Below are 24,209 nucleotides of genomic sequence, written 5' to 3' on the forward strand. Positions count from 1 at the left end.
AGTTTAAGGTAAAAAGAGGAGGCCGTAGTAACGGCCTCCTCTAAAAGGCTAGTCGTAAGCTTATGCAGTAAGAAGCATAAGGTTAACAACGAGAGCGTAAATAGCGAGGGATTCTACGAATGCCAAGCCAAGAATAAGAGCAACGGTAATTTTGTTAGATGCTTCTGGGTTACGTGCAGTACCTTCACAAGCAGCTTTCAGACCAAGACCCTGACCGATACCACAACCAGCAGCAGCAATAGCCATGCCGAGTGCAGCACCGAAGTATACGAGGTCGCCGTATGTGTTTGCGCCATCAGCTGCAAATGCTACAGCAGCGATAGAGATCAGAGCAACGGTGTTGAGAGCAATCATAAGAAACTTACGCATTTTGAAACACTCCTAAAATTATTTTATGTTAGTTGGTCAAAGACCATTTCCCCCGGTAATAAGGCCGGAACATGCGGACTAATGCGCGTGTTCGAGTGAGCCTTTGAGGTAGATCATGCTGAGCATGAACCAGATAAATGCCTGCAAGCACTTAGCAAGACCGAACAAGAAGTAGATCGGAATAGTACCTACGATAGGTGCAAGCAGGAAGAACAGGATCAGAACAATTTCTTCACCTCTGATGTTACCGAAAAGACGGAGTGTCAGAGAAAGTGGACGAGCACAGTGAGAAATAAGTTCCAACGGTAACATCAACGGAGACAGCCACCAGAAGGGACCGCAGAAGTGTTTGATGTAACCGAGACCCCATCGTCTGAGGCCAACCCAGTTGTAGTAACCGAAAGTAAACAGAGCCATTGCTGCGTTCGTGTTAACGTTCGCTGTCGGAGCATCGAAGCCCGGCACAAGGCCCATGAGGTTCATTGTAATAATAAAGAGGAACAGAGCGATAAGGACGTGGAAGATTTTTCTTCCGTCTTCACCGATGTTGCTCACAACGAAATCTTCGAGACCGCCAATGATGACCTCGAAAACGTTTTGTAACTTTCCGGGAACAAGTTTTATTTGTCCACGTACAAGGAAGGCCAAAGTAAACAGAATCGCCATAGCGATCCATGTGTAAAACACATGGCTGAAATTGACTACCTTCCCCATGATTTCAATGCTGTCCATGCCTAATGCAGGCGCGAGCAACACCGGATGAGGCAAACCACTTGCCATATCCTAAGCCTCCTTGGTTTTCCGCTCATTCTGTCTAGAAATCATCCAGATGAGCATCGTTACCATACTTGTCGCCAAACCGGCCACAAGTGCCATCATAGGAACGTGTACCTTTACGATCAAAGCGGCAACTACCACTCCGACGATAAGTAGACGACCATAGAATCTGAATAGCATTCCAGTCAGCATGCTTCGATCATATTCTTGCAAGATGATTTGCTGTATGAACTTGGCAATTGAAAAGAAACTTAACGTGGCTATTACTGCCCCAATTGCAAATGTAATTGGCCACACGCTAAACCAGACCGTGCAAAGTGCTGTAACAATGGCAATGCCGCAGAGTTGAATCTGGATCCGAAGAATCGATCGGATATCAGGCAGTCTGAATCCTTTGAAGTACAGACGCTTTTCAATCTTTTCGCTTAAATCTTTCATTCTCTTCTTTTTCCTGATTCCTCATTACCTTCTTAGTATCAGCATACACAGCTCTGAAACCGGCAATTACGCCGAGAATCAAAAATACTATGAACATCCAAGGTTTCGTTCCTAACCAATCATCCAGATAATAACCGGCCACCGCCCCCACAGCGGGGTGAGACACCATGTGTAGACCAATCGTTCCGACTGTTCCCATGGTATCAACGTATTTTCCGGGATTAGCACCCTTGTTTTTCTTAACGACCATAAATGATTTCCCTTAGCATGCGAAAGTGCTGCGTAAGCTGGACCACTTCGTGCAATCGTTCACAAGTTGATTTGGAGTTATCACGCACGGTACCCTGCGTCAACGTGTGAAGCTGCTTTTTTGTTCTTTTTTTCACACAAAATAAGCAGGTTGAGTATGCAACCAATTGTGCTTTGTGAGTAACTCTTGCAACACTTTTGCCTTTGAAAAGAGGAGAAAAAAAGTGAAAAATGAACTCGATTTTTATCTGAAGGAAACTGATATTTTTTTAGAGCGTTGCAGGGAGGAATAGTGGTGCGTTGGGCATAAAAAAAGAGTGAAGCATGCAGCTTCACTCTTTTTTTGCTTTATATTCTAGTCTGTAAGATCAAGGCGTACGATGTTTTCAATGTGCGCAGTCTGCGGGAATAAATCCACAGGCTGAACAGCTGTAATGGTGTACTTAGTACTCAAAGTGGCGATGTCGCGTGCTTGAGTTGCAGGGTCGCAGGAAACGTAAATGATGCGTTTCGGAGCGCGTTTCATAAGCAGTTCCACAACTTCCGCATTCATGCCGGAGCGTGGAGGGTCAACGAAAACAACATCCGGCTGGGATTTTTCATCCTTGAGAGCGCTGCGTACGTCACCGCTGACAAAACGAACATTTTCAATGTTGTTGATTTGTGCATTTTCATTTGCGGATGAAATGGCTTGAGGACTGAGTTCCATAGCAAAAACATCTTTTGCGTTAGGAGCAGCAGCAAGAGCGAGTCCACCTACGCCACAGTAGAGATCCCATACTTTTTCAGTGCCGCTAAGCTCTGCAAGATCAATAGCTGTGCCGTAAAGGCGTGCTGTTGCGTCTGTGTTTACCTGAAAGAACCCGTCTGCGTGGGATGTAAGGGAAAGGGAACGCATGCCGTTTTCAAAGTTTAAAACTTCGGTAAGGGATTTCTGTCCCAGAACAACATATGTTTTTTCACCGTATGCAACCTGTGAAGTGTGTGTGCGCAGGGAATGGATAAATGTGGTTACATTCATACGTTCCTGAAGGAGCTGGCCAAGCTGGCGAATAGCACGGTGCTGCGAATCGCTGTTGGTGGTGTCTTTGCCGGTAATGATCTGCACCATACACTGGTTTGTGTGTTTGGTTTCACGAATAACGAGGAAACGCAGATACCCGTGACGAGCAGTTGCATCGTATGCAGTAAGTGCAGGGGTTGCGTTTACGAATTCGCGAACGAGAGCAAGAATTTCTACTGTATGTTCTGTCTGCAGGTAGCATTCCTGCAAATCTACAACGTTGTGGGTAGCATAGCGGCGCATTCCGAGGGTGATGTTACCCTGTTTTTCGCCGAACGCAAATTCCATTTTGTTGCGGTAGAAGAACGTATCAGGAGATGGAATAGGGTCTTTAATTTCGAGATCCTGAGTGCCGGCGATGCGGCTGAGACTGTCGGATACGAAACGTTTTTTCCATTCGAGCTGTTTTTTGTATTCCATATTCTGCCAGAGGCAGCCGCCGCATGTGCCGAAATGGGCGCAGCGTGGAGTGATTTGGTCAAGAGCATTGGTAATAACTTTAGTCATTACTGCTTCTGCAAATCTTTTTTTCTTTTTAGTAATCTTTACTTCAACAGTTTGGCCGGGGAGACCTCTGTCCATGAAGATTACCATGCCGTCTAAACGTGTAAGTGCTTTCCCGCCAGTAGCGAGCGCGTCGATGGTCACGGTAAGGGTGTCGCCCGTAGCGAACTGTGAGTCTTTGGTTGTCATATGAAATCCGGTAAGATGAAAAATAGGAGAAAAGGTTATAAAGAAATAGTATGCCATTGTGCCCCAAGGGATCACGGCATAAAAGTATCGTTGGTTTTACAAAACTGATCTTGACATTTTTACTAAATAGCGCAACTACTTTTTTTGCGTTGCAGGGGTTATTGGAAAGAGAGTAAAGGAGTGGAGCTATGTTAGGTGAGCTTTTTGAAGGCATGATGCACTCAACCCCACAGGGCTTTGTGGGCGTTGGCCTTATTTTTATTTACTTTGTGGTCATTTTTTCCACTGCGATCTACCGCGTGAAAAAAGGCGAACATCTCGATCATTAGAATTTTCATTTAGGATACCCCGTGTTACGGTTGTATCCGGCAAGTTATGTCTACAAAGAAAAAGACCGTCACGTACTGGCAATTACGTAACGGTTTTTTTTATTTTAAAACTCTACGCTTCTACGAGCCGCAATAAATATTGACCGTAATCATTTTTCAGCATTGGCTGAGCCAAGATGCGTAGCTGCTCTTTATCAATGTAGCCTTTAAAAAATGCCACTTCTTCAATACAGGCAATTTTCAGGCCCTGTCTACTCTGTACTGTTTGCACAAAAGATGATGCCTGCTGCATGGAATCAAATGTTCCAGTGTCCAGCCATGCCATGCCCCGTCCAAGCACTTCCACTTTAAGAGTCCCTTCCTGCAGATACATATCCACAATGTCAGTTATCTCAAGCTCACCGCGTGGTGATGCTTTAACCTGTTTGGCAAACTTCACAGCACGGTTGTCAAAGAAATACAAACCGGTCACCGCGTAGGAAGAACGAGGGGTTTCAGGCTTTTCTTCAACACTCAAAGCGTTGAAGTCTGCATCAAATTCCACAACACCATAGCGTTCCGGATCTTGTACATGGTATCCGAACACGACTCCGCCATGGGTCGTAGCAGCACAACGCTCCAGCATTTCGGTCAGGCCGTCGCTGTAGAAGAGGTTGTCGCCGAGGATAAGGCTGACAGAAGAATCACCAATGAAATCTTCAGCAAGAATGAAAGCCTGCGCCAAACCTTCCGGTTTCGGCTGCTCTATGTATTCAAGTTTCAGTCCGAGTTGGGAACCGTCTCCGAACATTCCTTTAAATCGAGGAAGATCTTCAGGAGTAGAGATAATACAAATTTCGCGAATGCCCGCGAGCATTAGCGTAGAGAGCGGATAATATATCATCGGCTTGTCGTATACTGGCAGCAATTGCTTACATACACCGCGTGTAATCGGGTATAGTCGGGTGCCGGAGCCACCAGCGAGGATAATGCCTTTCATAAAATTCTTTCCTTATTCGTCGGGATAATCTGGATTTGTTTTTACGTGCTGCATCGCGCATTCGCAACTGATTTTATTGTCATAGTATTTTTTGTACGTGCAAAATCTATTTTCTAAAGAAAAATAGCCGAAATATTAGGAACAATCCTATCCCTAACAAGAAATATTCAGTATGGTTCGTCTGTGCGGTTGAATTAAAAGTATACACTGTTGATGTTGCCGGACTGGGGGACGGTGGCGTTAACGGGAGTTACACATGGAGCATCAGACTGGAAACAGAAAGCTCTGGGTGATCTTAGGCATTGTAGTCTTTATCGGTTTTGCCGTGCTTATTCAGCAGGGCGTAAAACTCTATCAAACGGCACCGCCTGTTCCGGATACTGTCGTGGCAGAGACAGGAGAAGTTCTGTATTCAGCCGCGGATATTCTGGATGGCCAGAATATCTGGCAGTCGATGGGTGGTCAGGAAGTAGGTTCAGTATGGGGGCACGGCGCATACGTTGCTCCAGACTGGACAGCCGACTGGCTGCACCGTGAGTGCCTGTACACTTTGGAAAATTGGTCGAAATCTTCCTTCCATCGTCCGTATGTTTCGTTGGGTCCTGCTGAGCAGGCAAGCCTACGGGCACGTCTTATTCAAGAATTTAGAACCAATACATATGACAAAGCTACCGGTCGCCTTACTCTTTCTGAAGATCGAGTAAAGGCCGCTAAGGCAATGACCCGCTATTACGGTGCGATCTTTTCTGATGCGATGGAGTTTGATCCTGACGTAAAACCTTTTGCGGATGCAGGTAAAAGTCCACGCGATTTGCGTAAAGCTTACGCTATTGCAAATAATACTATTGAAGGAAAAGAGCGTCTGAGGAAGCTTGGAGCTTTTTTTTTTCTGGGCAAGTTGGGCATGTGCAGCAGCCCGGCCACAAGACGTCGTAAATGAAGCTGCACTTACCGGAGGCTTACTGGCTGCTCCTGTGTCATACACAAACAACTGGCCTGCTGAAGAATTAATCGCCAATAGGCCGTCTGGTGAAATTATTGTATGGTCGGTAATTAGCTTTGTTCTTCTTTTAGCGGGCATTGCCTTGCTTGCATGGTACTATGCTGTGTTGAATAAAAAACATGGTGATGATCCGAATCCACCGGACACAGACCCTCTTCTTCCTCTCAAGCCGACGCCGTCCATGCGGGCAACAATCAAGTTCTTCTGGGTCGTGGTTGCTCTTTTCCTGCTACAAATAGGAATGGGTGCTCTTACAGCGCATTATGGCGTTGAAGGGCAGGGTTTTTACGGTATTCCTCTCGCAGATTATCTTCCATACTCCGTCACACGAACGTGGCATCTTCAATGTGCAATTTTCTGGATTGCAACAGCGTGGCTGGCAACAGGGTTGTTTATAGCGCCCGCAGTCTCGGGGTATGAACCACCGTGGCAGCGAGCAGGAGTAAATTTCCTGTTTGTATGTCTACTCATTATTGTTGCCGGAACACTTTTTGGGACATGGTACGCCACCCGTCAGGAGATGGGGCTTACCATGAACTTCTGGTTCGGGCATCAGGGATATGAGTATGTTGATCTGGGTCGTTTCTGGCAAATTTTCCTATTCATCGGTTTAATTCTGTGGTTCCTGCTTATGACTCGCGCACTATGGCCTGCAGTGAAAATACCGAATGACTCAAGACAGCTGCTCATTATGTTCCTACTCTCCACAGCGGCGATCGCCATGTTTTATGGTGCAGGTTTGATGTGGCAACAGCAGACACATTTAGCCATCGCAGAATATTGGCGCTGGTGGGTTGTCCATCTGTGGGTTGAAGGCTTTTTTGAAGTTTTTGCAACAGTGGTCATCGCCTTCCTGTTCACACGGTTAGAATTGTTGCGCGTTCGAATTGCCACCTTTGCCGTCATTTTTTCTACAATTGTATTTCTTACAGGTGGTATCATCGGCACGTTCCATCATCTGTACTTTACGGGAACCAGTGTTTCAGTGCTTTCACTTGGCGCAGTCTTCAGTGCTTTAGAAGTTGTTCCATACATATTGATTGCATTTGAAGTCTTGCAGAATCTGAGTATCGCAAAAATTCAAGGCTGGGTTCAGGATTACCGTGTAATCATCTACTTCTTTGTTGCAGTAGCTTTCTGGAATCTTGTAGGAGCAGGGTTGTTTGGCTTCTTCATTAACCCGCCGATTGCGTTATATTACATGCAGGGACTCAATACGACTCCGGTGCATGCTCATACAGCCCTCTTTGGCGTGTACGGAATGTTAGGTCTTGCATTGATGTTATTCTGCTTCAAAGCGTATGATCCAAGCCGCAAATGGAATATACACATTTTGATGTTCGGATTTTGGGCATTGAATATTGGGTTGATACTGGAAGTCTTATTGTCATTGCTTCCTGTGGGATTATTGCAGACATGGGCAAGCGTTGAGCATGGCCTTTGGTACGCACGATCCGCTGAGTTTTTGCAGACAGACTTAATGTCGTTGCTACGCTGGATGCGTATGATAGGTGATACTGTTTTTGCAGTCGGCGCATTGGCCATAGGGATATTTGTCGTAGGACTGAAACTTGGTTGGTCTTATCGGAAAAATGGAACAACAGTGCATTAAATGAAAACTGATTGTCTTTGCATGCAAACAAGTCAGTGTTTGGATGGAGACAGCGCGTTAATGCGGTACAATATACGTTGAACGTAGTGCTGTTTCTGTGTGGAAAACTGTTGATTGCGTGGAGGCAGGATGGTGCAACTGGATGCAGTTGCGTCAATGTTGTTCGATGAACATTAGACAAAAAAAGGCCCGCTTTCTGCCACGAAAGCGGGCTAAATGTTAGACAGGTGTCTAGTGTGCGGTTATCCGGTAAGTGGAGAAGAACCGGATATGCCTAGTAGAAAATTCGTTATCGTATCTCATCTTGTACTAAGGCCACTAATAACACGGGTCTTACAAATTTCTATTATCGGGTGTAACGGTGAGAGAGCTAAGTGGAGTTAGTCGCTTCCGTTTGGGTCGGCACCTGTCTGTATGGAACAAACAGTGCTGCACCTCAATAATGTGAGTGTTAGATACGGCTATTTTTTTCAAGATGCAAGCAGTAAAAACCGCACAGTTTCATTAGTTTTGCCATGCTGATTTCTATTCATCCGAAAATATTGCACATATTTGTTTTAAAAAATGAAACTTTGTTACTACCTGTTTCACGCTTTGGAAGCGGTTTCCTGTTTAGTGTGTCAATGAGACACAGCAGAAAAGGAATGTGGAGTTATTATTTAGATAAGTGCGCGGTCTTGATAAGTGAGTGTGCATTTCTTTATTGTGCGTTGCGATGTCGTGTTGCGTCAGGTTGATATAATGCTTGCAGTATAGTTTTTTAGTGTGTGCGGAAACAAGCTTGTGAGTGTTTTAGATGTATAAAATTATTAAGTAAAAAAGTAAGTTATGAAGATGTTGTGCGTTGTGCGCTTTCGCAGCAAAGAGATGCAGGAAGTGAGCTTTTTGGGTTATGCTTTCCATTGTTGAATTTTTTGAAACGAAGAATTTGTACGAGAGATTGATCGAGCTGAAGAATTTTCAAAAGTACATTTGGCGGTGATGTAACAGTTTCCAAACGCGCATTGCACAGGGGATTGCTGCGATTGGCTTATTTGCTTTTATGAAGTGGTATTGTTTCATAGGCATAACGCATTCAATTTCATATTCGGTTCGGTGCATATTTGATTGGGTAATGGGACACAGAGGATTGTTGTAATACGAAATTGCCGTGTCAAAATGAAATAGCGTTGGAATGCGAAACTTCAATTTCAGAGCAGAATGGGGCACTGGAGTAGAGCATTAATCTGCAGCGCAATAACTGGCGTAGAACAGATAACGTCATAACAATGAAATTGAATAGGTCGGGCTGGGCAGAGAAAAAGCACTTTTTGAATGGTGGCTCGAAGAGCAAAAATCCTTTGTGATGATAGCGTGAATTTTTGCGTAGTGCTTTATCAATATATAGGTCGTGGCTGTGCTAGTTCGGGACGGAAGTTGTGCTATTGATTTTTCATGGAGTGGGCTTAACCGGTGTATAATTTCCTTGGGCGCAGGACAAAGGGCAAAAAAATAGCCCCGATTATGCTCGGGGCTATCAAATATAGAAATAAGGATCGATCCCTATTACTTGCAGGGTCCGGAGAGAAAAGCCTTGGGGGAGGGCCTTGGTGCGGTACTTCTCTCCGGACACGAGATGAGACACACTCAGTTAGTGACTACTAGAACCGTATGTTGCTGTCAGTTATAAATTTTCTTAGCGGCAATGATATGTTCAGAGGCGAAATAAGCAAGATAATAGGGGGGCGTCTTTAACGTCCCATCTAACGCGGAGTATTTAACTTTTTCTTGGCTGAAACGATTGGAAAGAGTAAATAGATACTTGTCAATCGAGAAATCGCATGATAGGGCATTGCTTCCCTTTTGACATATTGCTCTTAAAAAGCAAACCAGGTTGACACCCTTTCCTTGGAAAGAGGTATCGTCTACCTTTCTTTCTTTGGAGGATAAATATTATGTACGCAATCGTCGAGACTGGCGGTAAGCAGTTCCGTGTTGAAAAAGACGGAAAAATTTTTGTTGAGAAGCTCGAAGCAGAAGCTGGTAGCGAAATCATTCTCGATAAAGTTCTTTTGGTTGGTGGTGATGAGCTTTCCGTAGGTGCTCCTTACGTTGAAGGTGCTAAAGTTACCGCTGAAGTAATTGAGCATGGCCGTGGCAAGAAGATCATCATCTTCAAAAAGCGTCGTCGTCATGACTCCCGTAAAAAGCAGGGTCACCGTCAGGCATTCACTGCTCTTAAAATCACAGGCATCGAAGCCTAGTAAATTTTTGAAAGGAGTGTAAGTCATGGCTCATAAGAAAGCTGGTGGTAGTACCAGGAACGGTCGCGATTCAAACGGCCAACGACGTGGCGTTAAAATCTACGGTGGTCAGAGTGTTCTTGCTGGCAACATCCTTGTTCGTCAGCTCGGCACAAGAGTTTTCCCTGGTGAAAACGTAGGCATGGGTAGAGATTTTACCCTGTTCGCAAAGGTTGACGGCGTAGTTAAGTACGAAAAGTACATGCGCAAGAAAGCTGTGAAAACTCGCGTATGCATTGTTCCATTTGCAGCTGCTGAGTAATCCACTTTTATAGTGACCTTACAGGCGGAAGTCGCAATGCGCTTCCGCCTTTTTTTTGTGTATAGAGCGGGTTTTACTGCGGACGAAGTTTTCGTACCCATTATACAGCACCTAACCCTGTACGCACGCAGGCACATGCGATACAATTTCGCAAAAATTTAACCATAAGATAGATTGATGGCAAAGCCGCATATTGCGGCAAACCCCTAGGGCATATGTTTCCGTTCTGCTTTGATAATTACAGACGGTTACTGGCGTGACTTTGTAAAAAGAACAACGCTCACATAGGACACCTATGTATCGCCCAGACTTTTTCTCGTATCTTGCACTGGACAGGTCTAGCGCCTGTGCAGAAGGGGATTTGTCAACAGTCTTAAGGTAAGGCAATTAATTATGCGTTTTGTAGATGAAGCAATCATCAATATTCGTGCCGGCCACGGCGGTAACGGCGCCGTCTCTTTCCGTAGAGAAAAATTTATTCCTAAAGGCGGACCGGACGGCGGTGACGGCGGTGACGGCGGTAGCGTGTATGTACGCGGTTCCTCCAAACTGCTCTCCCTGTACGACTTTCGCCTAAAGCGTAACTACGCGGCAGAAACCGGCCATTCCGGTGGCGGTAGCCAGATGTATGGTCGTAAAGGTAAAGACCTTATTCTTGATCTGCCAGTTGGTACGCTCCTCTATGCTATTCGTGAAGATGGCGTAGAAGAACTTGTGGCTGACCTTTCCGTGCCTGGTGAAGAGATTCTTCTTTGTGCCGGCGGTCGTGGTGGTCACGGTAACGAATTTTTTAAATCAGCAACTATGCGTACTCCACGTTTTGCCCAGCCGGGTGAACCGGGTGACGCTGTTAAGGTTCGCCTTGAGCTTAAAATCCTTGCTGATGCAGGTCTTCTTGGCCTTCCAAACGCTGGTAAATCTACCTTTATTTCAAAAGTATCTGCAGCTCGTCCAAAGATTGCAAACTATGCATTCACGACTCTTACACCAAACCTTGGGGTAATGATCAACGAGTTCGATCCTGACCAGCGTATGGTTATCGCAGATATTCCGGGTCTCATTGAAGGTGCTAACGAAGGCCAGGGTCTTGGTCATCGTTTTCTGAAGCATGTTGAACGTACCCGTTTCCTCGTTCATATCCTCAGTATTGAAGACGTTGACCTCGAAGATCCTTGGTCCGGCTTTGACCTTATCAACGAAGAGCTTGTTAAATTCGATGAAGTTCTCGGCGATCGCTTGCAGATTCAGGTTATTAACAAAATTGACCTTGCTGACGCAGAGATTGTGGAGCATCTTAAAGAAAAAGCTGTTGAAGATGATCGAACCATCTACTTTATGTCTGCACTTAACAATGTTGGTGTGGAAGAAGTTGTTGAAGAGATGTGGAAGCTTCGTGATACTCTCGACATGAGCGCACCGGTTAACACCGCACGTACATGGGATCTTGAGGACGAAGAAGAGGAAAAAGAAGACTTCTCCGATGTAGAAGTTGTATGGGTGACTGAAGAATAAATCGCAGGTGAATCATGGATTGGGAACAGGAGCGCGAGCAGGTTCTGAACCGGGCTAAGTGTGTTGTTGTTAAAGTTGGTAGCGCTGTCCTTACTTCCGGTTTGGGAGTAGACCTTACAGTTATTAAGAATCTTACACGTCAGTTGGCGCAGTTACATGACCGCGGAACGCAGGTTGTACTGGTATCTTCCGGTGCTGTTGCAGCGGGCAGAACTGTTCTGAAAACGTGTTGTGAGATTAAAGGCGTGCCGGATAAGCAGGCTGCAGCTGCCGTAGGTCAGGGGCGACTCATGCATTTTTACAATGAAGAGTTCACTGCCAACGGAAAAATGTCTGCACAAGTTCTGCTTACCCGTGATGACTTGAAAGACCGTAACCGTCTGCTTAATGCACGTAACACCTTTGCGTCATTACTTGGATGGCGTGCTATCCCGATCGTAAACGCAAATGACACTGTCGCAACTGCGGAACTGGCATTTACGGATAATGATAACTTGGCGTCACTGCTCTTAAACGTGGTGAATGCGGATTTATACATCAACCTGACTTCTGCAAAAGGTGTATATACTTCCAACCCTGATGGTGACCCGAACGCAAAGCCTATTGAGGTGATTGAAGATATTCAGTCTCTTGATCTTGAGGTTATGTGCGGAGGTAAAACCACCGTCGGTACCGGCGGTATGCTTTCAAAGCTGACTGCTGCCGGTCGTGCGGCGCAGCTTGGCGTACCGACACTCATTATCTCAGGTTTGCAGAAGGATGCCATTGTGCGTGCCTTCTCGGGCGAAAGAATGGGTACGTGGGTTTGTCCGGATACCAAGAAAGTATCCAGCCGTAAGTTCTGGCTCGCATACCATTCTGATCCAGAAGGTTCAGTGGTTGTGGATGCCGGGGCTGAAAAAGCGCTTGTTGAGCGTGGTAAAAGCCTGCTTCCGGCAGGAATAACCCGTGTAGACGGCGTGTTCAGTCAGGGTGCACTTGTTCGTGTTGTTTCAGAAAATGACGTAGTCATTGGTATGGGACTGACTAACTATGCATCCGGTGATCTGAAAAAGGTTCTTCGCAAACATAGCGATGAACTGGAAGCGATCATGGGAGCCAGTTGTTACACGGAAGCAATTCACCGTGACAACTTACTCATGGACGCCGTAGTTTAAAAAAATTCAAGCCCTGCCGCAAACGTGGCAGGGCTTTTTTTATGTGAATAGTTATTTTGACGAGGCAGTGTTTGTGATTGCCTTCGGCGAGTAGGCGGGCTCCGCCCCCTACACCCCCGCAAGGGGACGCGTCCCCTTGACCCCGATTAGGACTGATTTTTGTGACGGGTACACATAGTCTGTTAGACATATAGTGCTTGTAATTTTGATCAGTCATAATAAAAGTCTTTGGAAAGGGGTCTGGGGAAGAACCTTTCTACAGAAAGGTTTTCCCCAGCCGCCGGAGGCAAGAGTATATTTGCTAGGAGATCTTAGAATGCAAAAACATCCATGCGTGCTTACCATTGCCGGTTCTGATTCGGGCGGTGGCGCTGGAATTCAAGCGGACTTAAAGACGATGGCTGTGCTTGGCGGATACGGCACGAGTGTCATTACAGCTTTGACAGCACAGAATGGGTTGGGCGTGACTGGGATTCAGGCACCTGATTCAGAATTTGTTGTGCAGCAGCTTACAACCGTTTTAGACGGATTCCCTATTGCAGCAGCTAAAACGGGTATGCTTTTTTCTGCTCCGATCATTACCGGTGTTGCGGATGTGCTTATAAAGCAGGATTTCCCGTTGGTAATTGATCCGGTGTCTGTAAGTACAAGTGGTCACGCACTCTTGCAGCAGGACGCTGTAGATGCGCTCGTCGAGCGAATTCTTCCATTAGCAACCGTTGTTACGCCTAATAAACCGGAAGCAGAAATGCTTGCGGGGATGAAAATTGAAACAGAAGGCAATGTTGCAACAGCAATAAAGCGTATTCTTGCTTTAGGACCTAAAGCGGTATTACTCAAAGGTGGGCATTTTGATGAGGCAGATGAAGAATTAGTAGACTGGTTGGGGCTTCCTGGTGAAGCACCGCTTGGACTGCACCATTCTCGTGTTGTTACTAAAAATACTCATGGTACCGGCTGTACATTGTCTGCTGCTATTGCAACCTTTCTTGCTCATGGGTTTGAGCTGAAGCAATCTGTAAAGAAAGCACAAGTGTATCTGTCTATTTGCCTTCGTGACAGTTATACACCGGGTGAAGGCTTTGGGCCTCCCAATCATATTGCACCGTTTGAACGGAAATAATTTTTTTGTAATGTTAGGCGTGTGTCTAGCTATGTTTTATATGAAAGCCCTGATATCTATCAGGGCTTTTTTTATGCGTGCTAAGTCTTTTTGCTATAGTAGAATCTGTTTTTGGTACATTTATTAGATAATAACATATTGAACATTCGAAAGGAATCTGCTTACGATATAATCAAGCAATAGAGTTGTGTAAAAAGATAACTATGAAATGTTAAATAGTTTGTTTTAGGTTTTACTACTTGTTTAGATAGATAGCTAAATTGGTATTAACGATGGAGTTATATTGTTATGTACAGTCTTCGAGTGCTCATTGTAGAAGATGATACGGTAAGTGCAACATTGCATAAAGCAATGTTGGAAAGTGAAGGGCATAGTGTAGTTGGGGTAGCGCGTTCAGAAAATGAAGCAATAGCCCTTGCGATGACTAAAATGCCTGACCTGGTACTTATGGATATCTATCTTGAAGATGGTACGTCAGGCGTACATGCCGCGAAGGTAATGTATTCATCGTATGCATTGCCTGTGATCTTTATTACTTGCGGTACAGCAGTTGATCAGTTGCAAGCGTTGGTTGATAGTGACGCCTTTGCTTTGATCAAAAAACCTGTGAGCCTTGAAGAGTTGCGGGTTAATCTAAGTATTGTAATGCGTAGGGCTGCTGAGATTCAAGAAAACAGAGAGCAGTCGGCACGCTATGAGACTCTCGTTAATATGTTGCCTGTGGCAGTATTCTCTGTTTTGGAAAATGGACAGATTGACTGGTGTAATGCGGCTTGTGCAAACGCTTTGGCATATGCTTCTCCTCAAGATTTTTGTGAACAGTGTTCAGATGTTGATAATTTGTTGGTGGGTACAGATGAGTCATTGCTGTTGTTAGAAGCGGAGACGAGGACAGCACGACAGTTACTTGCCAGAGATGGGGAAGTGGTTTCAAGAACGCTGTATAAAATTGAGCATTGCAGCTCGAGTGCGAAAGCGGGGTGTCTCTTTTTTGTACTTGAGTAGTCGAATCGTGATTATTTGGGATAAATACCGGCTAAAGTTGCGTATGCATGATTTATTTCACCTCTGTATTCCAAAAAAGAGGTAGGTTGTGTAGAGTGTTCTAGATGTGTGCAAAGTTGACATCAGTTGATTGAAAGTGATAATATTGACGATAATTCACTAAAAATCGACAGAAAGATATTCTGATAGGCAGAATCATCTTATGTCGCGTTGTAATCGCATTTGGTATTAACATTGAGTATTGGCATAAAGCATACGTACACACTTGGTGAGGCAGCAGAACTTCTTAGCTGCCATAAAGAGACCATTCGCAGAGCGATTAAAGACGGTAGTCTGCAAGCAGCAAAGCTTGGGCGCGGCTACAGAGTCTCTCGTGTTGATCTTGAAGCTTTTTGGCAAGCTCAGGGGGGCGGTGTGTTGTTCGAGAAAGTCGAGCAGCAGGTTGTTGAGCCGGATCCGGAGCCGGAACCGGTAGAAGCAAAACCTAAAAAACCGCGGGGGCCGGAACAGCTAACGTTACCCACCTAAGGAGGTTCGGGATGACTATGCTTTCTGAATCCAATGGCATGAGAATGTTCATGCTGCCTAATGACGTAGGTTCTGATATGGAGTTCACAGGTATGCTGTGCTCTGAAAATTCGTACCATGATCATGAAGCGGGAACCATCACAAAACAGCGTCTGTATCTTACAGACGCTAAAGAACAAGTCTACTCTGTCGTTGTCTCTGACGGAGTGAATAAAGATCAAAGAGTATACAAAATGCGGGTTGAAAATGATCAATGCCGTATTGATAACGGACTCTTTGATGTTGCCTTAGATCTACATCTGCTTGCCTCTGTAGTTCGCGGATTATGCGGATTGGACAGCACAGCACATGCGGACGATTTTTTTTCCACAATGGTTGAAACACTGCATGCAGCAAACGGCTAGTCTGAGTGTTGCAATTGTCTTATTGAAATTTTAAAAATGCACATGTGGACCAGCGTGCTCTCATGCTGGTGCACTGAAATTTCTTTGTCTCCGCTTTCTATGTTGCGTTTAGCATACTGCTACGGTATCACTGCTAATATGGTGGGATGGACGTCTCTATTGTTACAGTGAAGGTGTAGTGTATGGCGGATATAAAACACGATTTTGATTTGCTGGAGATGCCCGTAGAAGGCGTCGCAGCGTACTGGCTGTCATTAAAGAAGCTGGTAGGGAATAAAAGAAATTTCAAACCGATTCATGAAGAGGCACAGCATACTTCTGAAGAATATGTTCGCTATCTTTTAGAGATAGGTTTCGGTAATTTTTCAGAAGATACCATTCGAAAAATGGCGCAAGTTAAAGCACAGTCTATGCTTGGTTCTATGGAACGTAAGTTTGACTGCATGAGAGTCGCTGTGCTGGATGTTGCTACTTCTGAAAATCCCCATAGAAGTATTGCAAAGCTTTATGCAGATTTTCCTCAAGCGCCTCTTGAAGGTGATAAAGCCATTCGTTTCTCTCAGGAGCTTTTGCGCTTAATGCCAGACAAGTACAAAGGACGAGAACGTTTCTTTGATGTCGGATACAAGGTGCCTGACGATAAGCTGATTGTAGCGTTGCTCTTTTATATTTTCTACGCAAGACATCAGGGGAAGGATGCTTGCCAGGGCTTATTACCGCTTATTTCTTCTGCTTACTTCAGAGATTCTCTTTCAATGGTTATCGACGGGTTCGATGTTCCCTTTGTCCGTAAATGGTTGAAAAAACATAAAGATGCTTTGCTTAAAGACATGCAATTTAAGTGTGCAATGTCTACGGAACTTTGTATCGGAATCGCATCGCGTGTTGAATACGAGGATTTGCATTCAATTGCGCGAGCATATTTGCCTTCCAACGTCGGACAACAGAGCGGTTAGCTTCTTCTCAGGAGTGACAAATGTTGCGCATTTTCCACAATTTGTTTGGTATCAATGAGCAAAGCCGGTTTCAGCGAGCATGGCAGGCATTTCTTTTAGGGATTTGTGCTCCGTTCGGTTGGTTGTTTATTACTTTTTTGTTGCAACTGACTCCTGTGGATCCTTTGTACGAAGTTGCTTTGTATACATACATTACCGTAGGTAGTGTCTTTGCTATGGTCGGTTTTGCTCTCTGTATCAGCAAAAGTGAAGAGCATTTTGCTAGAATGAGCCTGCTGGACCCGCTCACAACTTTGTATAACAGCAGGTATTTGCTCACACGTGCGGATCAGGAATTTGCTCTGCTCGAAAGAACTGGCCAGCATATGGCGCTACTGATGGCTGATATTGATCACTTCAAATATGTAAATGATCAGTACGGACATTCTGTTGGTGATATTGTGTTGCATCAGGTTGCCAAGGTGATGCAGACAACAGCCCGTAAAGTTGATGTGGTTGCTCGTGTCGGTGGCGAAGAATTTGCGCTCCTGCTTCCGAATTCCACAACTGCCGGTGCGATGATTCTTGCCGAACGTATTAGAGAACAGATAGAGCATACACCGATTGTGTTGCCGGACGGACGGAGCTTTAATGTGAAAATATCTTTGGGTGCCTCTTCAACAGAAGAGTTTCTTCCGCAGGTATTTAACGAGCTGTATGAAAGTGCAGATAATGCTTTGTATCGTGCAAAACGTGATGGCCGTAACCGTGTTGTTAAGGCTGTGGAAACAGATATGTTAACAAACGACGTCGCGTGCTAAAAAATTTTTTGGTGCATAGTGCAAATAGCCATCGTTGGCATTATAATGCATAATTAGAATTAAGAGAGGAATAAGCCGGCGCAGAGTTGTGTCGGCTTATTTGTTTGTTGGGCGCAGTACAAATATTGATTCAGAGACAAAATGTATGGACGGCGGACAAGCCTGCCTATATCTTATTGTATCATATAGAGTACTGTTCTCTGCAGGCAGGCAGAGACGAGAGAAAAAAGGATATTCCGGAGGAAGACAATGACAGAACAGTTCGGCTTTGAACTTGTTGATGAACAGCGCGTTGAAGAGTTGGCAACTATTGCCCGTCTGTGGAAACACAGCAAAACTGGTGCGCAGGTACTGTCCATGAACAATGCCGATGAAAACAAGGTGTTTGGCGTATCCTTCAGAACTCCACCTTCAGATTCAACAGGTGTTGCGCATATTCTGGAGCACTCCGTATTATGCGGATCAGAAAAATTCCCTGTAAAAGAACCGTTTGTAGAATTGCTTAAAGGGTCATTACAGACTTTTTTGAATGCGTTTACCTATCCGGATAAGACTTGTTATCCTGTGGCATCAACTAATCTGCAGGATTTCTATAACTTAATTGATGTGTACCTTGATGCAGCATTTTTCCCTCTGATTAATGAGCAGATTTTTCAGCAGGAAGGCTGGCATTACAATGTGGAAAAGGCAGAAGAACCGTTAACGTATCGCGGTGTCGTTTATAACGAAATGCGCGGCGTTTACAGCTCGCCGGATAGTGTGCTGCATGAGCGTTCTCAGCAGTCACTGTTCCCGGATATGACATATGGTCTTGATTCCGGTGGTAACCCTGATGTTATTCCTCAGCTTACCTACGAGCAGTTTAAAAACTTCCACGAAACTTACTACCATCCATCCAACGGTCGCTTCTTCTTCTGGGGCGATGATGATGAAGCAAAACGACTTGAAAAACTTTCAGGAACCCTGGAGCGTTTCTCCGCACTGGAAGTAGATTCTAACGTACCGCTTCAGGAAGAATTTGAACGTCCGATTGCATTGCTGGAAGGCTATGCCGCTGGCCCTGCCACCAGTGAGCATCAGGGACGTGCTATGTTCACTATGAACTGGCTGCTTCCTGAAACTGCTGAAGCAGAGCTTAACCTTGCATTCCAGATGTTGGAGCAGATCCTTATTGGTATGCCTGCATCTCCATTGCGCAAGGCGCTTATTGAGTCCGGTCTCGGAGAAGACATTACAGGCGTAGGTCTTGAAAATGAACTGCGTCAGATGTATTTTTCAACCGGTCTTTCAGGTATTAAATCTGAAAATGCTGACGTAGTTGAGGCGTTAATTTTTGATACACTCAACGGTCTTATTAAGAATGGCATCGATAAAGAATATATCGAAGCTGCTGTAAACAGCATTGAGTTTGATCTTCGTGAGAATAACTCCGGCCGTTTCCCTGTTGGTTTGTCAGTAATGGTAAGATCGTTAACCACTTGGTTGTACGATGCTGATCCGTTGGCACTTATTGCTTTTGAAGAGCCTCTTGGGTTTATCAAAGAGCGCCTTGCTAATGGTGACCGTCTCTTTGAAGACCTCATTAGTGCTTTCCTTGTCGGGAACAACCATCGCACCACTGTGCTGCTTGTTCCAGACGAAGATTTACAGGATGAGCGCAAAAAACGTGTAGAAAAAAGCCTTGAGAGCGTTCGTGAAAACATGAGCGACGAAGACGTAGCTGCTGTTGTAGAAAATACAGCACTGCTTCGAAAAATGCAGCAGACTCCGGATAGCGAAGAAGCTGTGGCAAGTATTCCACGTCTAACCATTGAAGATATTCCGACCGAAAACAAAACTATTCCGCAGAAGGAAACAGCGCATTCAGGTGTGACTGTGTACACGCATGATTTGGAAACAAACGGCGTTGTATATGCTTCTGCTGCCTTTGATATTGCCGGATTGGATGCTTCATTGCTTCCTTATGTTCCGCTTCTGGGCAGATGTATGACCGAAGTGGGTACAGATAAGCTTAACTTTGTAGAGCTGGGAATGCGCATTGCTGCAAAAACTGGTGGCATCAGCGCTGACCTTATGACCGCAACTACCATTGGTGAGCGGACTCCGCTTGCGAAACTTGTAGTTCACGGTAAATCAACAGAAGATAAAGTTTCTGATCTTTTTGAATTATTACAGACAGTGGCGCTGGATGCCGAGCTAAATAATAAAGAGCGCTTCCGTTCTATTGTTTTGGAAGAGAAGTCCCGCGTTGAGCAGGGTGTTGTTCCTTCCGGTCATATGATCGTGATGTCCCATTTGCGCGGCTGCTTTGATATGGCTGGCTGGGTATCAGAGCAGACTGGTGGCATCAGCTACCTTGGTTTCCTTCGTATGCTAGCAGATAAAGTAGCTGGTGACTGGGATGCAGTACTTGCTGATTTAGAGCATGTTCGTACTGCTATCCTCAAAAAGTCAGAGACATTGATTTCAGTAACCGCTGAAACAAGCGGTCTTCACGCGGTTGATGGTCTTGTAAAAGGCTTTATCGATGCGTTACCTGAACGTGCTGCAGAATCTGCTTTGTGGCAGCCTGAATTTGTGACCACAAACGAAGCTTTCCTTATTCCTGCACAGGTTAACTATGTTGGTAAAGGTGCAGACTTGTATGCGCTTGGATATAAATATCATGGCTCCGCCAATGTTATTTTCAAGCATTTGCGCATGGGCTGGCTTTGGGATCAGGTTCGCGTACAGGGCGGTGCATATGGTGCGTTTGCAGCTTTTGATAGAAGCACAGGCGTTCTTGCACAGGTTTCCTATCGTGATCCGAACCTCGAAAATACTTTGAAAGCATTTGATGGTTCTGCGGCGTATTTGAAGGATCTTAAACTTGGAAAGGCAGAGCTGGAAAAAGCTATTATTGGTGCCATTGGCGACCTTGATACGCATATGCTTCCGGACGCAAAAGGTTCTGCCGCTGCTACTCGCAAGATGCTTGGCGACACAGATGCATTGCGTCAGCAGATGCGTGACGAAATTCTGTCAACAACTCTTGATCATTTCCATTCTTTCGCAGAAGTTCTTCAAGCTGCGGCAGAAACAGGGCATATCTGCGTTCTTGGTGGAAACGGCGTGCGCGAAGCTGCCGAAGCCAATGGTTGGAATATTAGCGAGATTCTATAGAGTATTGCAGTTTAGAGTAAGCTTGCTTGCGATTTGTGTTGAGTAAGTATATTGTCCGGTATCATTTGTGAAACACAAGCCGAGGACGTATGAAAGAGCCAATTCAAGTCTTTGCAGATTATATTGCAAAGAATAACCTGAAGGTTACTCCGCAGCGTATGCTGATTGTAGAAGTGTTTTTGAAAGACGAAGGACACTTGACTACAGAAGAATTATACGAGCGTGTTAAAAAGGCTGACCCATCTGTTGGGCAGGCCACCGTTTACAGAACCATGAAGTTGCTCTGCGACTCAGGTATTGCCAAAGAAGTTCATTTTGGTGACGGTGTAGCTCGCTATGAGCAAAGTTATGGCAGTAAGCATCATGATCATTTGATTTGTGAGCGCTGCGGGAAAAATCTGGAAGTCATCGATGACCAGATTGAACGTCTACAGGACGAACTTGCTGCAAAGCATGGTTTTGTTCTGACCAGTCATAGAATGTACCTATACGGTGTGTGCAGTGACTGCCGGTCAAGCAAGTAAGATTTACATGCAATAATACTGACTGCGTTAAGCGGAGGAACTTAGTTCCTCCGCTTTTTTGTTGCCTATTGGAAAATTGAGTGATTTTGAACATAACGCTTTGACAAAATATGGTATTTACAAATATTTACTTTCACTTTTAATATGATGTTGTTTAGTAAATCTTTTCTAATATGTTGGAAAAAAACGAAATGTATAAAAATAAATCTAATTTTACGTATAGCCTCCCGAAAAGAAAGGGAAAAAAACTATTGAAAATTAGATAATCTAATGTTCTTAATTAGTTTCATTCAATATGTTTACAGTATAAAAGGTTATAGTTGTTTTTTAAACATCTTAGGAACTGGAACTTGGGGAAGTTTCCGGTTTCTAACGCATTTCCCATAGGGGGGGAATCATGGTTGCACAAATAGACAATGATAAGAATATTCAGGTGTTGAAAAAGCCTGTCGCAGGTGAAGTGCGTGAAGTTGTTGTTGGCTCAGAACTGGATGTTTCTTTCGATTTTGATCTGGATTCAGTTCAAGCCGCAAAAGATGGCGATGATCTTGTTTTAACATTTGAAGACGAGTCTGTTCTTAAGCTTTTAGACTTTGCTAGTGAGCTCGAACCTGTCGACGTAGTTCTTCAAGACGGCACTGTGCTTTCAGCAGAAGCAATAATGGAAGCTATTGGCGACGATGGTTTTATTGATACAGCTGCAGGGTCTACCCCCTCTTCTCCGCAGGGTTCCGGCTCTTCAAATATTGAGGGCTTCGGCGAGGCTTTGGGCGGAATTGAGAATCAGGAAATTAACCACTCATACGACGATTCTAGTCGTGCCACTATTTCCTCTGATGAGACTGGAGCAGAGAACACTCCTGTTGTTGCTGTTGATGATAGTAGCAGCGTACTAGCCGAAGAACTTACAAATATTTTAGATGGTACAGCCAATCCTTCCGTTTCAGGGAATGTTCTTACTAACGACATTGACCCTGATGGCGACACCTTAAGCGTTACGGGTTCAACCTCTAATGCTCAGTACGGCACCTTCGTTATCAATAAAGATGGTACATGGACTTACACTCTGGATAACCAGAATGGAGACATCGTTGCCTTGGACGATGGTGAATCTCGTACTGATACCATTACCTACACAGTTTCCGATGGGCTTAGCTCAGATACTGCTACACTGACCGTAACAATTAACGGCACTAATGATGCGCCGACTGTTGTGGCAGATGCTGGCGAAGTTACTGCTGAAGAATACCATGATGTGAATGCGGGGCTTGTAGACGTTCCAACTGCATCCGGTAATGTGCTCAATAATGATTCAGACCTTGATATCGAAGCCATTTCGGTTCTTGACCCGGGAACATATGACGGATCCTACGGAACCCTTGTCATAACCGAAAGTGGTTCTTGGACATACACTCTTGATCATAACAATTCTGATGTGCAGGGCTTAAGCGAAGACAGTGATCCACTTCAAGAAACTTTCAAATATAGCGCAAGCGATGGAACAACTTCTACAGAATCTGAGCTCGTAATTGACGTGCATGGTACGAACGATGCACCGGAAGTATCAGCTGCAACCGTTGACGGCGTAACAGAATCCTTTGTTGGAAAAGACATAGTTACTGAGGTAACAGAACAGGCAGCTCGTACTCCTGAAGACGATGTTGAAGACATTGGCGGCGTCCTGACATTTACTGACGTAGATAACAACGATCATGGTAATGCAGAAGCTGCAGGTGGTCGTGATTTAACCTACAATTGGTCTGTTAACGGCGGTGACGATAGTGCTGTTAATTCAGATGGTCTCGCCGGTGAATACGGCTCCTTGACTTACGATGTAAGTACTGGTCGCTGGGATTACACATTAAATGACGCAGATGCTCAGCAGCTTGGCGAAGGCCAAAGCTTTAAAGAGATCTTTCATATTTCAGTCGATGACGGTCACGGCGGCACCGAGGTTCAGACCATTGAGGTGACCATAAACGGCACCAACGATGCTCCAGTTTTTGAAGGTGGACTCACCGGTTCAGTAACCGAGGACACCACCGTCACCGAAGCCGGCGTTGCAAATCAGCTTGTCACTGAAGGCCAGATTGTCACCAGCGACCTTGATACAGGCGAAGCCGCGGATCATACCTTCAGCTTTGCCGAAGGGCAGACCGGTGCAGGAACTTACGGTACTCTGGCTCTGAATGCAGACGGCAGCTGGAAATATGTTGCTGATAACGCAGGTGTGCAGGGTCTTGGCGAAGACGATACGCATGTTGAGAAATTCAATGTGCAGGTATCTGACGGTCACGGCGGCACCGAGGTTCAGACCATTGAGGTGACCATAAACGGCACCAACGATGCTCCAGTTTTCGAAGGTGGACTCACCGGTTCAGTAACCGAGGACACCACCGTTACCGAAGCCGGCGTTGCAAATCAGCTGGTCACCGAAGGCCAGATCCTGACTAGCGACCTTGATACAGGCGAAGCCGCGGATCATACCTTCAGCTTTGTTGAAGGGCAGACCGGTGCAGGAACTTACGGCACCCTGGCTCTGAATGCAGACGGCAGCTGGAAATATGTTGCTGATAACGCAGGTGTGCAGGGTCTTGGCGAAGACGATACGCATGTTGAGAAATTCAATGTGCAGGTATCTGACGGTCACGGCGGCACAGAGGTTCAGACCATTGAGGTGACCATAAACGGCACCAACGATGCTCCAGTTTTCGAAGGTGGACTCACCGGTTCAGTAACCGAGGACACCACCGTTACCGAAGCCGGCGTTGCAAATCAGCTGGTCACCGAAGGCCAGATCCTGACTAGCGACCTTGATACAGGCGAAGCCGCGGATCATACCTTCAGCTTTGTTGAAGGGCAGACCGGTGCAGGAACTTACGGCACCCTGGCTCTGAATGCAGACGGCAGCTGGAAATATGTTGCTGATAACGCAGGTGTGCAGGGTCTTGGCGAAGACGATACGCATGTTGAGAAATTCAA

General features: G+C 45.3%; 22 protein-coding genes. 16 read left to right on the forward strand and 6 right to left on the reverse strand.

All coding sequences use genetic code 11. The features are described from left to right. Positions 1 to 60 precede the first annotated feature (60 nt). From MKHDV_RS04840 to rlmD, 5 genes are all read right to left on the reverse strand, one after another. A complete protein-coding gene (locus MKHDV_RS04840; RefSeq protein ID WP_160712804.1) occupies positions 61 to 369 on the reverse strand; it encodes an ATP synthase F0 subunit C in 309 nt (102 codons plus the stop codon). A gap of 78 nt (positions 370 to 447) precedes the next feature. Further along, positions 448 to 1,149 carry a F0F1 ATP synthase subunit A gene (atpB, locus tag MKHDV_RS04845; RefSeq protein WP_160712806.1) on the reverse strand — a complete coding sequence of 234 codons (702 nt, stop codon included), beginning with the start codon at positions 1,147 to 1,149 and terminating at the stop codon, positions 448 to 450. Between the two features lie 3 nt (positions 1,150 to 1,152). Then, entirely contained in the window at positions 1,153 to 1,584 is a 432-nt protein-coding gene (locus MKHDV_RS04850; protein ID WP_160712808.1) for an ATP synthase subunit I, read from the reverse strand. Continuing rightward, positions 1,559 to 1,834: an AtpZ/AtpI family protein gene (locus tag MKHDV_RS04855; protein ID WP_160712810.1), complete on the reverse strand. Its 276-nt coding sequence runs from the start codon at positions 1,832 to 1,834 to the stop codon at positions 1,559 to 1,561. The genes MKHDV_RS04850 and MKHDV_RS04855 overlap by 26 nt, the downstream gene beginning before the upstream one ends. Positions 1,835 to 2,188: 354 nt before the next feature. Further along, complete coding sequence (rlmD, locus tag MKHDV_RS04860; protein WP_160712812.1) at positions 2,189 to 3,589, reverse strand: 23S rRNA (uracil(1939)-C(5))-methyltransferase RlmD; 1,401 nt, start codon at positions 3,587 to 3,589, stop codon at positions 2,189 to 2,191. Between the two features lie 188 nt (positions 3,590 to 3,777). On the opposite strand from rlmD, the gene MKHDV_RS18590 reads away from it, so the two are divergent. Beyond that, the gene (locus MKHDV_RS18590; protein WP_162859832.1) at positions 3,778 to 3,918 is read left to right on the forward strand and encodes a hypothetical protein; all 141 of its coding nucleotides are present in this window, start codon (positions 3,778 to 3,780) and stop codon (positions 3,916 to 3,918) included. Between the two features lie 112 nt (positions 3,919 to 4,030). Here MKHDV_RS18590 and rfbA read toward each other — a convergent pair whose 3' ends face one another. Then, complete coding sequence (rfbA, locus tag MKHDV_RS04865) at positions 4,031 to 4,897, reverse strand: glucose-1-phosphate thymidylyltransferase RfbA (protein WP_160712814.1); 867 nt, start codon at positions 4,895 to 4,897, stop codon at positions 4,031 to 4,033. Between the two features lie 256 nt (positions 4,898 to 5,153). Between rfbA and MKHDV_RS18670 the strand changes: the two genes are divergently transcribed. The 15 genes from MKHDV_RS18670 to MKHDV_RS04935 form a co-directional block, all read left to right on the forward strand. Then, on the forward strand, positions 5,154 to 5,837 hold the full coding sequence (locus MKHDV_RS18670; protein WP_216846855.1) for a hypothetical protein: 684 nt from the start codon (positions 5,154 to 5,156) through the stop codon (positions 5,835 to 5,837). Further along, a complete protein-coding gene (locus MKHDV_RS04870) occupies positions 5,770 to 7,512 on the forward strand; it encodes a cbb3-type cytochrome c oxidase subunit I (protein WP_216846856.1) in 1,743 nt (580 codons plus the stop codon). The genes MKHDV_RS18670 and MKHDV_RS04870 overlap by 68 nt, the downstream gene beginning before the upstream one ends. A gap of 1,934 nt (positions 7,513 to 9,446) precedes the next feature. Next, positions 9,447 to 9,755, forward strand: coding sequence for a 50S ribosomal protein L21 (gene rplU / locus MKHDV_RS04875; protein ID WP_160712816.1), 309 nt, complete (start codon positions 9,447 to 9,449; stop codon positions 9,753 to 9,755). A gap of 25 nt (positions 9,756 to 9,780) precedes the next feature. Next, a complete protein-coding gene (rpmA, locus tag MKHDV_RS04880; protein ID WP_160712818.1) occupies positions 9,781 to 10,056 on the forward strand; it encodes a 50S ribosomal protein L27 in 276 nt (91 codons plus the stop codon). 393 nt (positions 10,057 to 10,449) lie between these two features. Beyond that, positions 10,450 to 11,568 carry a GTPase ObgE gene (obgE, locus tag MKHDV_RS04885; protein ID WP_160712820.1) on the forward strand — a complete coding sequence of 373 codons (1,119 nt, stop codon included), beginning with the start codon at positions 10,450 to 10,452 and terminating at the stop codon, positions 11,566 to 11,568. Positions 11,569 to 11,582: 14 nt separating this feature from the next. Next, complete coding sequence (gene proB / locus MKHDV_RS04890) at positions 11,583 to 12,725, forward strand: glutamate 5-kinase (protein WP_160712822.1); 1,143 nt, start codon at positions 11,583 to 11,585, stop codon at positions 12,723 to 12,725. Positions 12,726 to 13,041: 316 nt separating this feature from the next. Beyond that, positions 13,042 to 13,848 (forward strand): bifunctional hydroxymethylpyrimidine kinase/phosphomethylpyrimidine kinase, encoded by an 807-nt coding sequence (gene thiD, locus MKHDV_RS04895; RefSeq protein ID WP_160712824.1) that lies wholly within the window; start codon positions 13,042 to 13,044, stop codon positions 13,846 to 13,848. 288 nt (positions 13,849 to 14,136) lie between these two features. Then, entirely contained in the window at positions 14,137 to 14,853 is a 717-nt protein-coding gene (locus tag MKHDV_RS04900; protein ID WP_216846857.1) for a response regulator, read from the forward strand. Positions 14,854 to 15,087: 234 nt separating this feature from the next. Further along, entirely contained in the window at positions 15,088 to 15,381 is a 294-nt protein-coding gene (locus MKHDV_RS04905; protein WP_160712828.1) for a helix-turn-helix domain-containing protein, read from the forward strand. Between the two features lie 11 nt (positions 15,382 to 15,392). Next, a complete protein-coding gene (locus tag MKHDV_RS04910; RefSeq protein ID WP_160712830.1) occupies positions 15,393 to 15,785 on the forward strand; it encodes a hypothetical protein in 393 nt (130 codons plus the stop codon). Between the two features lie 182 nt (positions 15,786 to 15,967). After that, on the forward strand, positions 15,968 to 16,741 hold the full coding sequence (locus MKHDV_RS04915) for a hypothetical protein (RefSeq protein ID WP_160712832.1): 774 nt from the start codon (positions 15,968 to 15,970) through the stop codon (positions 16,739 to 16,741). Positions 16,742 to 16,761: 20 nt separating this feature from the next. Further along, entirely contained in the window at positions 16,762 to 17,541 is a 780-nt protein-coding gene (locus MKHDV_RS04920; RefSeq protein ID WP_160712834.1) for a GGDEF domain-containing protein, read from the forward strand. A 249-nt stretch (positions 17,542 to 17,790) separates the two neighbouring features. Next, the gene (locus MKHDV_RS04925) at positions 17,791 to 20,703 is read left to right on the forward strand and encodes an insulinase family protein (protein ID WP_160712836.1); all 2,913 of its coding nucleotides are present in this window, start codon (positions 17,791 to 17,793) and stop codon (positions 20,701 to 20,703) included. Between the two features lie 89 nt (positions 20,704 to 20,792). Continuing rightward, positions 20,793 to 21,227 (forward strand): Fur family transcriptional regulator, encoded by a 435-nt coding sequence (locus tag MKHDV_RS04930; protein ID WP_074216431.1) that lies wholly within the window; start codon positions 20,793 to 20,795, stop codon positions 21,225 to 21,227. Between the two features lie 397 nt (positions 21,228 to 21,624). After that, positions 21,625 to 24,209: VCBS domain-containing protein (locus tag MKHDV_RS04935; RefSeq protein WP_160712838.1), on the forward strand; the 2,585-nt coding region annotated here is incomplete at its 3' end.

Origin of the sequence: Halodesulfovibrio sp. MK-HDV (genome assembly GCF_009914765.1) — a bacterium.
Taxonomy (GTDB): Bacteria; Desulfobacterota; Desulfovibrionia; order Desulfovibrionales; family Desulfovibrionaceae; genus Halodesulfovibrio.

Excerpts from the sequence above, each read along its gene's own strand:
- MKHDV_RS04840 (WP_160712804.1), bottom strand. The coding sequence starts at position 369 with ATGCGTAAGTTTCTTATGATTGCTCTCAACACCGTTGCTCTGATCTCT.
- atpB (WP_160712806.1), bottom strand. The coding sequence starts at position 1,149 with ATGGCAAGTGGTTTGCCTCATCCGGTGTTGCTCGCGCCTGCATTAGGC.
- MKHDV_RS04850 (WP_160712808.1), bottom strand. The coding sequence starts at position 1,584 with ATGAAAGATTTAAGCGAAAAGATTGAAAAGCGTCTGTACTTCAAAGGA.
- MKHDV_RS04855 (WP_160712810.1), bottom strand. The coding sequence starts at position 1,834 with ATGGTCGTTAAGAAAAACAAGGGTGCTAATCCCGGAAAATACGTTGAT.
- rlmD (WP_160712812.1), bottom strand. The coding sequence starts at position 3,589 with ATGACAACCAAAGACTCACAGTTCGCTACGGGCGACACCCTTACCGTG.
- MKHDV_RS18590 (WP_162859832.1), top strand. The coding sequence starts at position 3,778 with ATGTTAGGTGAGCTTTTTGAAGGCATGATGCACTCAACCCCACAGGGC.
- rfbA (WP_160712814.1), bottom strand. The coding sequence starts at position 4,897 with ATGAAAGGCATTATCCTCGCTGGTGGCTCCGGCACCCGACTATACCCG.
- MKHDV_RS18670 (WP_216846855.1), top strand. The coding sequence starts at position 5,154 with ATGGAGCATCAGACTGGAAACAGAAAGCTCTGGGTGATCTTAGGCATT.
- rplU (WP_160712816.1), top strand. The coding sequence starts at position 9,447 with ATGTACGCAATCGTCGAGACTGGCGGTAAGCAGTTCCGTGTTGAAAAA.
- rpmA (WP_160712818.1), top strand. The coding sequence starts at position 9,781 with ATGGCTCATAAGAAAGCTGGTGGTAGTACCAGGAACGGTCGCGATTCA.
- obgE (WP_160712820.1), top strand. The coding sequence starts at position 10,450 with ATGCGTTTTGTAGATGAAGCAATCATCAATATTCGTGCCGGCCACGGC.
- proB (WP_160712822.1), top strand. The coding sequence starts at position 11,583 with ATGGATTGGGAACAGGAGCGCGAGCAGGTTCTGAACCGGGCTAAGTGT.
- thiD (WP_160712824.1), top strand. The coding sequence starts at position 13,042 with ATGCAAAAACATCCATGCGTGCTTACCATTGCCGGTTCTGATTCGGGC.
- MKHDV_RS04900 (WP_216846857.1), top strand. The coding sequence starts at position 14,137 with ATGTACAGTCTTCGAGTGCTCATTGTAGAAGATGATACGGTAAGTGCA.
- MKHDV_RS04910 (WP_160712830.1), top strand. The coding sequence starts at position 15,393 with ATGACTATGCTTTCTGAATCCAATGGCATGAGAATGTTCATGCTGCCT.
- MKHDV_RS04915 (WP_160712832.1), top strand. The coding sequence starts at position 15,968 with ATGGCGGATATAAAACACGATTTTGATTTGCTGGAGATGCCCGTAGAA.
- MKHDV_RS04920 (WP_160712834.1), top strand. The coding sequence starts at position 16,762 with ATGTTGCGCATTTTCCACAATTTGTTTGGTATCAATGAGCAAAGCCGG.
- MKHDV_RS04925 (WP_160712836.1), top strand. The coding sequence starts at position 17,791 with ATGACAGAACAGTTCGGCTTTGAACTTGTTGATGAACAGCGCGTTGAA.
- MKHDV_RS04930 (WP_074216431.1), top strand. The coding sequence starts at position 20,793 with ATGAAAGAGCCAATTCAAGTCTTTGCAGATTATATTGCAAAGAATAAC.